Source organism: Euzebya rosea (assembly GCF_003073135.1).
Lineage (GTDB): Bacteria > Actinomycetota > Nitriliruptoria > Euzebyales > Euzebyaceae > Euzebya > Euzebya rosea.
The window spans coordinates 70,985-86,514 of sequence record NZ_PGDQ01000017.1 but is presented as its reverse complement, the minus strand read 5'-3'; the positions used below and the strand labels follow the sequence as shown (position 1 = coordinate 86,514).

Genomic DNA, 15,530 nt, shown 5'->3' with positions numbered 1-15,530 from the left:
TTCCTCGCGGCCCCTCCTGAAAGTTCCTGACACAGACCACCCCCGGTGCTCGTCAGACCGATCACACGTCTGGCATTCCCGGTGCCGGACCCGATCGGGTGGGGTGGTCGAGGGTGACGATGTCGATGCGGAAGATGTCGGCGGGGTCGGGCTACCGGTACCTCCTGGACTCCGTCGCCAGGGGTGACCTGGGTGCGGGCATGTCCTACTACACCGCAGCGGGGACACCGCCCGGCCGGTGGCTCGGCACGGGACTGCGCGCACTCGAGGGCGGCCCACGCGTGGGGACGCGGGTTGGCGATGACGAGCTTCGGCTGCTGTTCGGGGAGGGCCGTCACCCCCGCACAGGGGCGGCCCTGGGCCGGGCGTATCCGCAGTACCGCGAGGGCTCCGGGCGCCGGGCGGTGGCGGGATTCGACCTGACGTTCTCCGTCCCCAAGTCGGTCAGCGTCCTGTGGGGCGTGTCGCCGGTGTCGGTGCAACGGCGGATCTGGGAGGCCCACCACCGCGCCATCGTCGACGTGCTCGACCTGGTGGAACGGGAGGTCGCCGCAACCCGCATCGGTACCGACGGCGTCCGCCAGGTCGAGGTCAGCGGGATCATCGCCGCGGCGTTCGACCACTACGACTCGCGTGCCGGCGATCCGCAGCTGCACACGCACGTCGTCATCTCCAACAAGGTCCGTACCACCGGTGATGGGCGGTGGCGGGCGTTGGACTCCCGGCCGATCCACGCTGCGACGGTGGCGCTGTCGGAGCACTACAACGCGGTCCTGGCCGACCACCTCACCACGACGCTGGGGGTCGGCTGGGAGCTCCGGGACCGCGGCGACGACCGGACCCCTGCCATGGAGATCATCGGGGTCCCCGAGGAGTTGCTTGCGGCCTTCTCCTCACGGACCTCGGCGATCGAGGTCGAGAAGGACCGGCTGGTCGGCGACTACCTGGCGGCCCACGGACGGCGGCCCTCGGCACGGGTGATGATCCTGTTGCGGCAGGCCGCAACCCTCGCAACACGACCCGACAAGGTCCTCTCGTCCCTGTCGGACCTGACCGAGGGATGGAGGCATCGGGCCCGCACCCTGCTCCAGGAGGATCCGGGGGAGTGGACCTGGCGGCTGCTCGACCGCTCGAGCCGCCAGCGGCCGGTGGAGCATGTCGTCGGGCCGGTCGGTGTGGAGCAGCTGGCTGCCCGGGTGGTCGAGTCCGTCGGTGAGCGTCGAGCGACCTGGACACACTGGAACCTCCACGCCGAAGCCTCCCGCCGGCTCCGCACCCAACGGTTCCCCACCGCACGGGCGCGCGAAGACGTGGTGGCAGCGGTCGTCGCGGCAGCGGAGGCCATGTCAGTGTCGCTGGATGCGCCGGAGATCGCCCCGGTGCCCGAGCAGATGCGACGTGCCGACGGGACCAGCCAGCTCCGGCCACGCAACGCGACCCGCTACACCTCACAGGCGCTCCTCGATGCCGAGGGTCGGCTGCTCGAGCACGCGGCCACAACCGACGGACCGACCGTTGCCGCGGCCGTCGCCGAGGCCGGCGCTGTGCTGGGGGACGGGGCCGGGCGGACCCTCGGGGTTGATCAGGCCGCGGCGGTCGTCGATGTCGCGACCTCGGGCCGTCGGGTCGATCTGCTCGTCGGGCCGGCAGGGACGGGCAAGACCACGGCCCTCGCCGCCCTCCGACGTATCTGGGAAGCCCAGCACGGGGTGGGGAGCGTGATCGCCCTCGCCCCCTCGGCTGCGGCCGCAGACGTGCTCGCCGAGGGGCTGGGCGTCGCGGCGGAGAACACCGCCAAGTGGCTCCACGACCGCAACACCTTGCGGGCCGGGCAGCTGGTGATCGTGGACGAAGCGTCACTCGCCGGCACCCACACCCTCGACCGGATCGCGGGCCAAGCAAGGGAGGCCGACGCGAAGGTGCTGCTGGTCGGTGATGCCGCCCAGCTGGCCGCGGTCGACGCCGGGGGTGCCTTCCACCTCCTCACCACCAGCCGGCCCGATCATCCGTCGCTGGCGGACGTGCGCCGGTTCACCGAGAGGTGGGAGGCGGATGCAACCCTGCGACTCCGCGACGGCAACCCCACCGCCCTCGACGGCTACCTCGCCCACGACCGCATTCGCAGCGGCGCAACAGAGGAGATGGTCAAGGCCGCCCACGCTGCCTGGTGGCGAGACCTCCAGGACGGCAACGAGTCGCTGCTGATCGCCCCGACCCGCGAGCTCGTCGCCGAGCTCAACCGCGTTGCCCGCGCGGCGCGTCAGGTCGAGCGGATCACAGCGGCGGGCGGTCCGGAGGTCGAGCTGGGGGACGGGACCGCCTGCTCGATCGGCGATCGCATCATCAGCCGGAAGAACGACCGGAGGCTGACCGCCGGGACGCGCTGGGTCCGCAACGGCGACCGATGGACCGTCGGCGCGGTCCATCCTGACGGCAGCCTCACCGCAACCCCACCAGCCGGCGGCCCCACGGTGGTGTTGCCCGCCAGCTACGTCGCGTCGCACGTCCAGCTCGGCTACGCGACGACGATTCACCAGGCACAGGGACGGACCGTCGACACCGCCCACACCATCATCACCCCGACCACGAGCCTAGAGCAGCTCTACGTCGCCATGACCCGTGGCCGTCGCGCCAACACCGCCCACGTCACCACCGACAGCCCAGCCGGCGAGGCTCACACGGATGATCGTAGAGACGCGCTGGGGGTCCTCCGCGACATCCTGGCGCACACTGACCAGGACCGGTCGGCACACGCCACCATGCGCGGCGGACAGGACCAGGCGACCAGCTTCCGGCAACTCGCCGCGGAGTACGAGGCCATCGCGGCCCTCGACCCGGATGTTCGGCACAGCCGAGGACACGCCGACCTCGTTGCCGGCGTCCTCCCCCGCGCCCGCAGCAACGACGCCGCCCTTGCCGAGATCCTCAACGACCGCGCAGCCATGCTCGAGGCGACCGCCGACCGTCTCGCGGCCACCGCCCGCCGCGAGGGACAGGCCTGGACCCACCAGATCGCGCCGCCACCACGGACCGACCCGAACGCCCTCGCCACATGGAGGCGCGGCGTACGGACCATCGCCGCCTTCCGCAACGTCCACGACATCACCGATGATCGACCCCTTGAAAGGCAACGTCGCGGCATCCTGGACATCAAAGCCGTTCGAAGCGCCCTCCGGCTGTCCACGCCGATGCAGCCTGCTGGCGCCCAGCACCTGCGCCCGGCATTGCGGACACCGAATAGTGGCCCCTCGTTCGGTCGATGACCCGAAGGTGAAGGACGTGCCTATCCGCTCGTAAGTCCCCGGTGCAGCCGCACGAAGAGCAGTTCGGCCGAAACGCGACCGCATATAGCCGCCGTCCGGTTTGGGGGAGTACTGAACCCCACCTCGGGCTCTGGTCCGCTGATACAACTGGCGACCGGACGGGCTTGGTGTGCCACGACGAGGGACTGGGCCGGCACTGGATCGAGCCGAGAAAGCATGGGGAGACTGGTTGAGATGAGGGCGCCTAAGCAAGAAGCCACCGGCACTGCCGGTCTTAGCGACGTGATGGGCAATTTCGAGCGGATTGGTTGGGGCCCCGTTCCCAACACGCTCCACGACTTGGGCACTGATCTCTTCATCCTGGCGCGGGACGCAAGAAGATTCGAACGCGGACTCCTCGTTGGCGCACAAGTCAAGGCCGGACCGACCGCTTTCGATAGGCCCGTGACGGACGAATCTGGTGCTGTCGTCGGGTGGGAGTATTACGAAGCAGATGCGAGTCACTTCGACGACTGGGTGAAACACGGTCTGCCCCACCTGGTCGTACTGAATGACTTGGGCAGTCGAATCTCGTACTGGGTCCACGTCACCGCGGATGCCGTCTCCTCGACGGGCAAGGGCGTCAAGATCCTCGTCCCCGCCGACCAAACAGTTGACGTGGAGCATCTTGAAGCGCTGATGGAAGTCGCGGCCAACCAAAGGGTTCCAATACCACTTGAGGGCACGGCCTGGTCGGCCGGCGTCAGAAACATTGCACCATCTCGCCGTCTGCGCCACGCGATGATCGCACCCCGGTTGGTGGCACCGCACCCGAACACTGGGACGTCCAGGGAGATTGAACCGGAAGAGGGATTGGCCATTCTTGCGCGCGGTTCCGTGTCTCGCTTCGAAGGATTCGGTGAGCAACACGCATCCGTGCCCAAACTCAATGAGGCAAACGACCACAAAGACTGGAGGTGGCGCTTCGCCGCAGCCTTGGCACGATACGTATTGGGCAATGAGTCCGCTGTCGGAGGGTTGATCGACAGCGCCCCAAACGCCGCCGCCCAAGTAGCTGCACGGGTACTTCAGGCGTGTGAACTACATGATGGCGAGGAGTACGACCACGCTATTAAAGTCCTAACGGAACAGATCGAAGCCGACAATGCCAATCCGACGGACCAGGCATGGCTGTTGATGCAGCGAGCACGTATCCGGGCGGACACCGGGGCTGTCGCCGACGCACGCAATGATGCAGTGGCCGCTCAAGTTATGCTAGTCGGGGACGAAGATGACCTGACAGCGTCAGCCCTCAGGGGAGCCTCCGGGTGGCTGCTCTTTCAAACCGCGCCTTGGGCCGATCGGAAGCTGCAGCAGATGATCGAATCGACGGACACAGCGGTGTCTTGGTGGCGCACTCAGGCCACCTCGTCCGCTCTCTCGGAGGCGGAGACGCGAGTCTTTCGCAGATGGGCGGACGAGCAGACGCGAAGGTTTGAGGTCGAAGACGTCGTCAACAATCGTCTCTATGCGGCTCTCCTCGGGGCCCATCTAGCTGGTGAGCAAGCAGCATGGCGCGCTACAGGCAGTGTGCTTGCACGTAACACGATTATGGTGGCGCACGGCCGACAAGACCATAGGCTGTTGCAGTCAGGCGTCGATGAGCTACGACGCAGCGGGGATGCACCAAACACCATACTTGCAGCTCAAAGGTTGTGGTCGATTGGGCCGCTGCTACCTCTGCGAGACGCTGTAGCGGCTATCCGCCGCAATTCTTGGACGCACACGACGGCGCTCGCAAATATTCGGCTGTGGGAGCACGGCGGTGATCTTCTGCTCCGAGAAGATGCTCTCGACGCCTCCCATTTTTGCCTTGAGGTGCTATCGGATCCTGAACCGTTCGCTCAGCGGACGAATCCTACGTTCCGCGTGGTGCCCGCACTGCTGGACTCACTCGCGGGGGTCGTGCTCGCAGGCGGGCACGACGCTCAACGCGACGTACTGCGCTTCATCGCCGAGCTACCGCAGATCAGTGAAGACTCGGAGGCACAAGGGTGGGCTCGAGTGTTGACCCGACTGGATCCCCACAATTTAGACGCTAGCGAGCGTTCCGAGGTGCGGGCCGCAGCCGACCGGCAGACGAGTGAGCTTCTATCCGCCCAGATGCTCGGGTTCTTGATTGATGACCCGGACGTCCTGCGTGTACTCCTTGAACGGGCACGCAAGGGCGACTCGTACGCTCTTGCCGCCATCAGTGACGTCAACCGGTTGAACCGAGACGCAGCGGTGGCCGTAATAGAACGCGAGGCGACGACGCTGCAGCGGATGGTGAACGACGCCGAGAAGGGTTCGTACTCAGTGTTCGTGCACGACCCCGTTCGGACTTTCGTGGTTGTTGCTGCTGCCTTTCCAGAAGCTGCACAATGGGAGGCGCTCATGGGCCTGCTCGAACACCCCCAGGTGGCGGGAGAGCATAAGCGCAGTGGCTGTCTCGCGCTGGGTAATCTAGTAGACGAACTTCCACAGGCGGTTCGTCAGGAGCTGACAAGGATCCTCCCGGCTATCGGGCAGACATCGACGATCGACGTGATGTACGGGCGGCCGTTGGCGGGCGCCGACCGGTACCTAGGGGCTGCGCTCGGAAGCGTTGATCAAGTGGAGTTCGCAAATATCCTTGGGAAGCTAATGAACGGTTCAAGGCATGACCGTATGGATGCGGCGAGGCTGATCATGCTGCAGCCAGATACGCCTCATGTCTCGGCGCTTATCATGATGCTTGGTGACCCATTTGCGGACGTCCGCGCGGCCGGCGCGGCCGCACTGGCAAAGTTAGCGGTTCGTGAACCGACCCGAGCTGACCCGCTTGTGCAGGCTGGCCTGCAACAGGCGTTGCTAGATCCGGGCGCCCGGGTGCCCCTGGGAGTGGCTGTTGGGCTGGGTGGCCCTACCGTTGATCGCGCAGAGGCAGTTGCGGTCGCGAGTCAGTTCGTGGATCACCCCTCCGCCCTCGTCCGGAACAATGTGCTGCAAATGGTCGTACAGGCATGAGGCACCGGCCCCACAGACATAGCACTGGCCTTAATCTCATGCGAATGGGCGCCTTTGCGTCTTGCCGTCAAGCATAGGCGTGTCCGGTGCTGCTTCAGCCCAATTCGTCTTTCTCAACACGTACGATGTGTCCAATAACACCGTGACTGTAGCCCCCGCGGCTCCAGGTCGCCGTCAGGGAACACGGCAGCCGGGCGGACGGCGACGGTCTCACCGGCAGGCACACCTTGTCGTTCACCAGTGTGGCGTCCCGGAGTGCGAAGCCCCCCAAGTCGAGCGCAACCGCACCCAGGCCGTATCGTCACCACTCGGCCGGCTTGGAGGTTCGCAGTCTTAGACGGCTGCGACTATCGCGATTCAGAGCCCAAGCGCCCCGACCTCATTTCACGCTCGATCGAGAAGGGCAGCGATACTGCGATAGATCGGGATCACTTGGCGCTCATCTCGCAGCATCTGGTGGAGGAAGGATATTCGCGGTGGCTTCTCGCTAGGACACCGAACAGTTACATTTCTAGGGCCGCCTGATAAGTTCGATGAACATAAAAGTATTCACACTTGGCTAGCCCGGTTTCCGAATCAAGGGCCATTTCATCATCTGAGTAGAACGTAGGTTTGGACGACGACTTGCCTGAGCACCCGAGAAAGCCCAAGCGATAGAGGAGGCGGAGGATCGGGTGGTACATTTCTTCCCAAGAAACATCATACAGCCACACAGATGACGAGAGTTCAGTTACCCATACTACACCGCTGAAGCTGGGGTCGGCCGGCAGGAGTGCGATCTTCTCAAGCACCGAGTTCAGGTCGTCGCGCGTCATGCGGGGCGGTGCGCCTCTAAACTGCATAACCACATCCTCAATGCCGGGATAGTTGCCCTTCCACTCGTCCCGCAATGCCAAAAGCCGATTCTTGCTGTAAGCACTCTCGGCATTGGTGATATCTTTCCAAGCGAGTCGGCTCTTCCCGGCGGCAATGGCGAGACATTCGTTGAGGTATGCTATCGCGTCTCGCGGACGTAGCAAGGTGCGGTCGATGATGTAGTCAAGCGCACTGCCCCGTGTCCGGTTGGTGTGCGGCAACAGCTTGGATATGGACTCGATATCCAACTCATGCCGTGTCGCAGCGACGGGTACGCGCTGTGCCAACATGTCTTTGAGTTCGGCCCGACTCCACCTCATTTCCAGCATTTGGGCGCGAATCTTCTCTTCTTGGCCGGACTTCTGTCCAAAGTCCAGGTCCTCCAAGATGTTCGTTCTAAGGGCTACAAGGACCTTCAAGTTGGAAACACGCTTGAGTTGTAGGACCGTCCTGAACAGACACCGAATGAGGTCGTTAGCTATCTCGTCATCAACCCACTGGCTATCGAGGTCGTCAATGACTACATAGACGTAGTCCTGCTTGGATGGTAGAATGTCTTCGTCGAGGACCTTGATCATCATATTGAGCCGAGCCAACTGCGTTTCATTTACTATTCGTTGGAACCGCTCGGCTAGCTGCGCCTTGACGTCCCCAGACTGTTCACGGGCGTAGGCGGCATTGAAGTCGCTAGCAACCAATCCAGGGAGCTTGCCGGACGCCGATCCGGCAACCGTTATCTTCTTCGTAAAATTATCTGTTATTTCTCGTACGCGCTCGTCAGTCTCGCACCAGAATTTCCCCTCGAAGTCATTCAGATAGTCAAGGGCCGCAGCCTTCGCTGTGTCGCGCGAGACGAGGCGGCGCAGTTGATCAAGCACAGTTGCCTTGTTCACAGGACTCGTTACTTTGTAACGGTGTCGTATGATTTCCACTAGCAATACGTGCTTCCAAAGCGCTATCCAAAGAGGGTCCAGGTGGACGTCGAGAGCCTGAAGGAACTTCACTACCTGTAAGTCGGTTATGTATGGAAGTGAAAGGTCTTCGGGATTTATGCGGATGACGTGTTCTGCTTTGTCGATCTCCAATTGTTGCAAGCAAGCCGACTTCCCCGTCCCTGTCCGTCCGATGATGAACGAGTGCGGGTCGTCTAGCCTCGATAGGGCTTCGTACTGACCCGAACTGAAGAACGCATCCTTCAGCAGGGGGTCCGCCTCGGCAGTCTCCCCACCAAGATTGAATCCGCCGCGAAGCTTGGTCTTCTTTCCTACGGACATTTCAGGCACCCCCTGTTAGCTGGCCCACGCTGTGGATCCCGGACCATAGACGCTGGGGGTGACAACGGGGCGTCTTCCTTGGGTGATCCGGGGCCTACTCTCTATGAGACCTCCTCCCCGCTCAGGCCGAGGGGTCGGGCGGCGCTGTCAGGTTGCCTTCGGTCCTTTACTGGCAAGCCGTGCTAAGAGGGGGTGTTCAATGTTCTCGACGAGTGTCCTTGGCTTTTCGGGAGCGCCTTGACTTCGTTCCAGTCGTTGGCGGCTCGCAAAACGGCCGTGGGTGGGTATGGGTACCTGACGTCGTGAAGCGGGACCTGCGGCCTCTACGTGCGTACTGAAGTCCTTGGTGGCCCGTGGATGACTATGCGAGGTCCGTCCTTCACGTGACACCGACGTCGTCTAGCGCGAGGCCCTGGTCGGCTTCTAGAGGGCTGCCACTCGCCGCCGAAGACCAGTCGGCTTCCCTCCTGCCAGCCCAGACGTTCCGTAATACGAGCGCCATCATCGATGACAAGACGGTCGCCGGCCTTCGTCTTCGCTTCGTGCCTCCCCGTCGGCTGACGCTCACAGGAGTAGGCTCCCCGAACACCAACCGCAACAGGAGGGCGATGACGACATGGCTGATCCACTCACCGGGCGGCAGCAGCGCCATCGGGAGCGGGTGGCCGAGGCGCTCCAAGAACTGGCCGACGCACTGGCAGGGCCGCTGCTGGACGCGGCCGGCGGCTCCGGTGACCGAGAACTGATTCAGAAGGTCAGCGACTGGGCGCAGCACCTAGCTAGGGCCACGTCCCTTCCCGATCACGCATGGGATGACGACCAGAATGAGGTGCTCCTCGACCGTCTTTATGGCTCGAACGACAAGGTCACGCCTTGGACCGACGACCCCGAGGTCCATTGATCAGTACTGCTGTGCAGTGTGTCATCGGCCGGTCCTGGGTTCTCAAGCACTCGAGTGACTGAATGGGGAGTGGGGAGAATGATGCCTGGCAACTTCTTGGTCGCCTGGATCAAAGGCTAGCGCAGGCCCAACCTACCAAACCGACGGTTGAGTTGGATAGGGAATGTGCCCTGTCGCCATCGAATCGCGCGTGACAGGCATGGACTCGCCCGGGTTATGCTCGATGCGCACAGTCCATCCGTGTGGCGCCTCGCCATGCTGCATGGAGCGAGGTCCAATGTGGACGTGAGTGGAGTAGATGCGACTCTGCGACGAGTTCCAATAGCTGACTTGGACCCTAAAATCGCCGGCGATCACGCGCTCACGTCCGCGGACATATGTTTCGGGCCGCCCTGGGGCTAGGTCGAGTAAGAGTATTGCGTGCGTCTCAGCCCCCTCGCCGACGAGCGTTTCAGTCAAGGATCCGTAGAACGCATGCGTATCGCCAACGGCATGCCACGCGGTGATAAGAGCGGGCCCGCGACCAACGTTGCGGAGTCGCATCTCCACTCGGAACTGTCCACCGTTGGGACGCATGAGGACCGGCAGCACCGGGTTGCCGTCGGCCTTGAACGCCATGCCGGTGCTGTCCTCTCTCATCTCGACCGGAGTCAGCAGCGGGGCTATGGACGCCTCTAGTGTGTCTCGGGCAATGCCCGCCTGAGAAACGGTTGCCTCAGCCGCTTGACGCGTTGCCTCCAAGCTCTCGCGGCTCAATGCCGCTTGTTGAATGGCCGCGGCCGCAGCGGCCTCAGTGGCCCTCGCAGACACTTCAGTAGCTCGCGCGCTTCTCGCGGTTATGCGTGCGAGCCACCACGTCAGGGCTGCGAGAGCGGCCGTCACCAGGACTAGTCCAAGGGTTGCTTGAGCAGTTATTCGTGCTGCCTCATTAGCATCGACCGTAATCACCCTCTCAACTTCGTGGCGTCCGAGGTTATGGGTTATAACACTGCCACGATTAAGACAGGGCCAAAGGGAACATTTGAGCGGCGAACAAGAACTTGGGCGTGCGTACGCATTCGGCGAAGCTTGTCCGGCGGAATCGTGCCAGCTCGGCCCCACATAGGTTTGAAGGGAGCTACGACGCGCTAACCATCGGCGTAGCTAGTCCGCCCGATCCAGCATCACGGGATCTCATAGCACGCTGCTGATGCGTTCGTTGGCCATTTGCTCGTCGCCTGCGAGGGCGCCGACGTAGTTGGAGACGAGGGTGTCGACGCTGTGGCCGAGGCGGCGGGCGCACTCGCCCAAGGGCACGCCCGCGCCGAGCCAGGTGGTGGCTGCGGCGTGTCGACAGTCGTAGATCCGGATCGGCTGCTCGCCGACGGCTGCCAGCGCGCGGTGCCAGGCGCGGCGCCAGTTACCCTGGTTGGGCCGGTTGCCCTCGCTGGTGCGGAACAGCAGACGCCGCGGGTCGCGGTCGGGGAGCTGTTCGACCCATGCCGCGAGGATCTCGACGAGCTGGGGTGGGATGGGCACCAGCCGTGGGCCGGTCTTGGGCTCGCCGGGTTGACCGTTGCCGATGTCGGCCTCGACCACGTCGAGGGACCCCCAACCCTTGCTGGGCAGCTGGAGTACCCCGACCCGGAGCATCACGACCTCCGACGGACGCAAGCCTGCGTAGTAGGCCGTTGCCGTCATGGCGTGGTAGCAGCCGCTCGCCGGGTGGTCGGTGATGATCGCCTCGATCGCCCGGGTCATCGTCTCGGGGGAGGGGAGCGAGCGGATCCGCTGCGCGGTCGTGAGCCCGCGGTTGGCCTTCCGCCGCGCCCGCGCCCGGCTGCGGACGGGCCACGGGTCCTGCTCTATGGCTCCCACCTCAACCGCGGCCAGGACACAGGCGTGTGCTGCGACCCTGAACCTGGTGGCGGTGTTGGATGACAACGGGCCGCTGCCGTCGAGCCGCAGCCGCATTCGCCGTTCCACATCGAGCAACACGGCCTTGTCGAGCTGGGCCAGGGTGAGGGCGTTGGTGCCGAGCCAGCCCTCGAGTCGGCTGTCACGTTCCTGGGAATCCGCGCGCAACGACGTGAGCAGGTACCGGCGGAGGTCGGCCGGTGTCCGGGCACCGGGTCGCACCGCGAGCGTGACGAATCGGGCGAGCGACTCCACCATCGACGACCGCGTCCTCGGTGCCCACTCCGGCCACTCCTCCGCCAGCCATCGACGTGCCCACTCGTGCACACCCATGCCGGCGAGCGGCAGCACCCACCCGTCGGGCTCACCCGTCGACGGCGCGAACTGCTCGCCGTCGTGGACGGCCCGCTGCAACAACCCTCGGTACCGGTCGGCCTCCGACCGCGTGCGGAACGACCGGGACCGATGCCGGCCGTCGATCATCCACCTGACGATCCACGGCCGGTTGCGCCCCACCTCTCCCTTGCGCTTCTGCAGGCCGAAAACCTTCACGTCCTGGTGCGGATGTGGCACGCTCATCACCTCGGTTTGTCGAAGCGACCGTGCCCGCTGTGTCAGGTCAAATTGGGCGGAAAATTGGGCAGGATCGCGGCCTCTGGGTCAAAGAGGCCGCTGACCTGCGGTTTCGGCGAAAATCCGGCCTGCTTCCTAAACCGTGCGTCGCATGTTCGAATCATGCCGGGGGCGCCGAGGTCAAAGCCTCTTGCGCGGTCATCGCTATCCGTGGACGAAGTCGATCACCCCGGTGGCTGCTGATGTCCGCGAATCAGCCGCACCGGCTGCGCCTGGTCGTGCCACCCGGTGCAGCGGCGCCGTCCATTTGCGGCGATGATGAAAGAGATGCACACACGAGCGGTCACTGTCGCGGACATCCCGCTCCTCACGCGGCTGCAGGTCCGCCACGAGGAGTCCATCGGGGGTGGAGAGATCATCAGTGAGGTGGAGACGGCCGAGCAGCTCGACCACGTCGACGACTTGGCGTCCTCCTCACTCGTCGTGGAGGACGACGGCGGGGGCATCCTCGGCGCGGCGTGGCGGTGGGGAACCAACACGGTCTGGCTGGTGGACCCCGATGCAGAGGACGAGACGGTCCACGACGTCCTGCTCGGCTGGCTCGAGGACGGCCCCATTCGCACCGCCGACGCCGATGCAGCCGACCGCCGGTCCGTGGCGGCCCTGGACGGGCGTGGCTGGCACCACGTCCATTCCTCCTTCGACCTCGAGATGGACCAGGACCAGGCGATGGCGCTCGAGGAACCCGCGTGGGCCGAGGGCGTCACCACGGTCCCATGGACCCCTTCAGTGGCGGCAGACGTCCACGAGCTGATCTACGTCCGTGCCGGATGGTCGACGGTCCCCGGTCACAACCACCGACCGTTCGAGGAGTGGTCCAGCCTGTTCGCGGGTGCCTTTCTCGTCCCCGGTCAGCAGGTCCTCGCCGTCGAGGGTCACGAGCTCGTTGGCGTGGCGATGTGTCGAATATGGGACGACGGCACCGGTTGGGTGTCCCAGCTCGCCGTCGCGCGAGCGCACCGGGCTCGCGGGATCGGACGGGCGCTGCTGCTGACGGCGCTGCGCCGTCTGCGCGACGACGGCGCGACCAGCCTCGGCCTCTCGGTCAATGCCGAGAACCGCGGCGCCCTCGGGCTGTACCAGCGCGTGGGTCTCACCGTGCACCGCGAGTGGCTGACCTACGAGGTGACTCCCTCCGCGACCCCATCAAGCGGACGAGGAACCTGATCGCGAGGTAGCCCGACAGGAGCACTGGGACCAGTGGTCCAGTGGAACGTTGCGCGCTCGCGATACGTCTGACAGACGCATGAGGCTCTCGCTCGGCGTCGTCACCATCGCCACCGTTGCCCTGGTGGCTGCGTGTACCGGCGCGCCGGAGCAGCCACACGAGCGGACACCGATCGCGTCGTCACCCAGCGACCTGGCGCCTCCTTCGACCGACGTTGCCTCGTCGCCGGAGGGCGATGACGTCACAGCCGAGGACGCGGAATCGGGGCCGGAGCCGACCGAGGACCGACCGGTCACCGCTCTCGCCCGGCTGTTCGCCGCTCGTGAGACCTGGGCTGCTCTGGGCCTTCAGGACTACGCGTTCGTGTTCCAGCGCGACTGCTTCTGCCCCCCCGAGGCGACAGGACCGTTCGACGTCATCGTCACCGGCGGCACCATCTCCTCGATCGATGGCCAACCCGTCGACGCAGGGCAGGATCTCGTCCCGACCGTCACGCAGATGCACGACCGCATCGAGCAGGACCTCGCCAGAGGGGCGTTGGTCACCGGCGGGTACAACCGCCACGGCCTGCCCGCCAACCTGTACGTCGACCCAACGCCACCCTTGGATCTGGGCAACGGAACCGAGGTTCCCAACGCCATTGACGACGAGGTGACGTACACCGCGAGGTTGGTCACAGCCGAAGACGAGTAGAACCACCCCTACAGGCCGGGACGCTCCCGGTCGACTGGGACGTCATGGGGCAGCCGGTCCCGGACTGCGCGCCTGCGACGGCCAGGACCAGCTTGCCGCGGGCCTGCCCGGCCTCCAGGAGGCGCATGGCCTCCGCCGCCTCCTCCAGCGGAAACACCCGTCCGACTCGTGGTGTCACGTGCCCGGCCTCGACGAGGTCGGCGAGCCGTTCGAGGTGGTCGGCATCCTCTGTGGCGACGAAGGTCACCAGGCGCTGGCGGGTGAACGCCGAGGTCAGCACGGCCCGGAGCTGGCGGTCCAGGCCACCGATCAGGCGCCCGCCGCCTTCTCCTCCGACGATGACGAGGGTGCCGGTGGGGCGCAGGGCGTGTCGCAGGTCGCGCAGTCGGCGGTTGCCGCCGGTGTCGATGATGACGTCGTAGCGGTCTGCCTCGGCCAACGGGTCGGCGACGCGGTGGTCGATGACCTGATCGGCACCGAGGTCGCGGACGAGGTCCAGCTTGCCGGTGCTGGCGGTGCCGGTGACGTGGGCGTCGTGGGCACGGGCGACCTGCACCGCGTAGCTGCCGACGCCGCCGCTGGCGCCGAGCACCAGCACGCGGTCGCCGGCCTGGACGTGGCCGTGGTCCTCGACGGCCTGCAGGGCGGTCGAGCCGGACACGGCGAGGGCGCCGGCGGCCAGCATGTCGACGCCCCGCGGGACAGCGGCGACGCGGTCCTGGTCGATCGCGACGAGGTCGGCCCACGTGCCCTGCCCGACGCCGAAGACCGCGTCGCCCTCGGTGAAGCGGGTCACGTCGCGACCGACGGCCTCGACGATGCCTGCGACGTCCATGCCGGGGATGGGGTGGCGCGGCTTGCGAAGCCCGAACGCCAGTCGGGTCGGGTAGGGCAGTCCCGTCATCAGGTGCCACATACCTCTGTCCACGCCGGCGGCATGGACCCTGACGAGGACGTCAGTGGCCCCGATGTCGGGGGTCGGGACGTCCTCGAGTGTGAGGACGTCGGCGGTGCCGTAGGTGTGCTGGGTGATCGCGCGCATGGTGATCGTCTCCTCTTCTCGGTGTGCGGATGTATCGGTGGTGCGGGGTCAACCGGCGACCGCGACGGGTCGCACCGCGGCCGGGGACTGTCGGATTCCACGGCGGAACAGGCGGGCGGCGAAGGCGGGCTCGACGACCATGGCGATGAGGTAGAGGGGATCGATGGCCGTGTTGAACGAGGGGGCGAACAGGGCGGCGAAGGACCCGAGCAGGTAGACCGCACCCGTGGCGGCCATGCCGATCGCGAGCCACGGCGGGACGAGGTGGTGGTCGGCCAGCAGCTTGGCCAGTGCCAGGCACGAGACCCCGAAGGCGATCAGCCCGATGTCGTATCCGAGGGCGTGTGCCTCCACCGCCTGCAGCGCTTGGGCCGCGGCGGCGGACGAGCCGGTGCTCACGGCGTCCCGGGCCAGGCCGAGCGCGGGTGCGAGGGTCAGCATGTTGGCGGCGAGGATCCCGGCCTGGATCAGGCGGGCTCCGGTGGCAATTCGGGCGAGCCGGCGGTCGTGGGGCTTCAGCAGTCGGTACAGGCCCAGGCCGACGATCACATCGAGGGCGATCATGACCACGTCGGCGCCGATGCCGGTGACGAACAGGCCGGGTGAGCCTGCGATGTTCGCGGCGGTTGCCGTCGGATCCCCGGCGACGACCAGCTGTCCACGGACGACGAACTCGGCGAAGATGCCGGTGAAGACGATCCCGAAGTAGGCGACCCCGACAAGGCGGGACAGCGACGTCGGACGGGGGGTGGGGATGGTGGTGGCAGCCATCTCTGGC

At 65.6% G+C, this 15,530-nt stretch carries 9 protein-coding genes and 1 tRNA gene; 6 read left to right on the top strand and 4 right to left on the bottom strand.

Annotation, left to right across the window (positions count from 1 at the left end; all coding sequences use genetic code 11):
• Nucleotides 1-125: 125 nt before the first annotated feature.
• Nucleotides 126-3,263 (top strand): MobF family relaxase, encoded by a 3,138-nt coding sequence (gene mobF / locus CUC05_RS20225; RefSeq protein WP_205712457.1) that lies wholly within the window; start codon nt 126-128, stop codon nt 3,261-3,263.
• Nucleotides 3,264-3,479: 216 nt separating this feature from the next.
• Nucleotides 3,480-6,290 (top strand): DUF4365 domain-containing protein, encoded by a 2,811-nt coding sequence (locus CUC05_RS20220; RefSeq protein ID WP_108667941.1) that lies wholly within the window; start codon nt 3,480-3,482, stop codon nt 6,288-6,290.
• A 503-nt stretch (nt 6,291-6,793) separates the two neighbouring features.
• Here the strand turns inward: CUC05_RS20220 and CUC05_RS24930 are convergent.
• A complete protein-coding gene (locus tag CUC05_RS24930) occupies nt 6,794-8,419 on the bottom strand; it encodes a P-loop ATPase, Sll1717 family (RefSeq protein ID WP_157965812.1) in 1,626 nt (541 codons plus the stop codon).
• A 616-nt stretch (nt 8,420-9,035) separates the two neighbouring features.
• Between CUC05_RS24930 and CUC05_RS20210 the strand changes: the two genes are divergently transcribed.
• Nucleotides 9,036-9,320 carry a hypothetical protein gene (locus tag CUC05_RS20210; protein WP_108667939.1) on the top strand — a complete coding sequence of 95 codons (285 nt, stop codon included), beginning with the start codon at nt 9,036-9,038 and terminating at the stop codon, nt 9,318-9,320.
• 1,173 nt (nt 9,321-10,493) lie between these two features.
• Here the strand turns inward: CUC05_RS20210 and CUC05_RS20205 are convergent.
• Nucleotides 10,494-11,768: a tyrosine-type recombinase/integrase gene (locus CUC05_RS20205; protein WP_157965811.1), complete on the bottom strand. Its 1,275-nt coding sequence runs from the start codon at nt 11,766-11,768 to the stop codon at nt 10,494-10,496.
• 99 nt (nt 11,769-11,867) lie between these two features.
• Here CUC05_RS20205 and CUC05_RS24925 point away from each other — a divergent pair.
• The 3 genes from CUC05_RS24925 to CUC05_RS20195 all read left to right on the top strand — a co-directional run bounded on the left by CUC05_RS24925 (nt 11,868) and on the right by CUC05_RS20195 (nt 13,710).
• A tRNA-OTHER gene (locus CUC05_RS24925) sits at nt 11,868-11,963 on the top strand.
• A 153-nt stretch (nt 11,964-12,116) separates the two neighbouring features.
• Nucleotides 12,117-13,016, top strand: coding sequence for a GNAT family N-acetyltransferase (locus CUC05_RS20200; protein WP_157965810.1), 900 nt, complete (start codon nt 12,117-12,119; stop codon nt 13,014-13,016).
• Nucleotides 13,017-13,065: 49 nt separating this feature from the next.
• Entirely contained in the window at nt 13,066-13,710 is a 645-nt protein-coding gene (locus tag CUC05_RS20195; RefSeq protein WP_157965809.1) for a DUF6174 domain-containing protein, read from the top strand.
• On the opposite strand, the gene CUC05_RS20190 is transcribed toward CUC05_RS20195, so the two are convergent.
• Together CUC05_RS20190 and CUC05_RS20185 are read right to left on the bottom strand one after the other, a co-directional pair.
• Complete coding sequence (locus CUC05_RS20190) at nt 13,691-14,752, bottom strand: NAD(P)-dependent alcohol dehydrogenase (protein WP_108667935.1); 1,062 nt, start codon at nt 14,750-14,752, stop codon at nt 13,691-13,693. The genes CUC05_RS20195 and CUC05_RS20190 overlap by 20 nt on opposite strands.
• A 48-nt stretch (nt 14,753-14,800) precedes the next feature.
• Nucleotides 14,801-15,523, bottom strand: a complete 723-nt coding sequence (locus CUC05_RS20185) for a DUF4386 domain-containing protein (RefSeq protein WP_108667934.1) — start codon at nt 15,521-15,523, stop codon at nt 14,801-14,803.
• Between the last annotated feature and the right edge of the window lie 7 nt (nt 15,524-15,530).

What these genes read in the sequence shown, in the direction of transcription:
- mobF (WP_205712457.1), top strand. Translation starts at nt 126, where the DNA reads ATGCGGAAGATGTCGGCGGGGTCGGGCTACCGGTACCTCCTGGACTCC.
- CUC05_RS20220 (WP_108667941.1), top strand. Translation starts at nt 3,480, where the DNA reads ATGGGGAGACTGGTTGAGATGAGGGCGCCTAAGCAAGAAGCCACCGGC.
- CUC05_RS24930 (WP_157965812.1), bottom strand. Translation starts at nt 8,419, where the DNA reads ATGTCCGTAGGAAAGAAGACCAAGCTTCGCGGCGGATTCAATCTTGGT.
- CUC05_RS20210 (WP_108667939.1), top strand. Translation starts at nt 9,036, where the DNA reads ATGGCTGATCCACTCACCGGGCGGCAGCAGCGCCATCGGGAGCGGGTG.
- CUC05_RS20200 (WP_157965810.1), top strand. Translation starts at nt 12,117, where the DNA reads ATGCACACACGAGCGGTCACTGTCGCGGACATCCCGCTCCTCACGCGG.
- CUC05_RS20190 (WP_108667935.1), bottom strand. Translation starts at nt 14,752, where the DNA reads ATGCGCGCGATCACCCAGCACACCTACGGCACCGCCGACGTCCTCACA.
- CUC05_RS20185 (WP_108667934.1), bottom strand. Translation starts at nt 15,523, where the DNA reads ATGGCTGCCACCACCATCCCCACCCCCCGTCCGACGTCGCTGTCCCGC.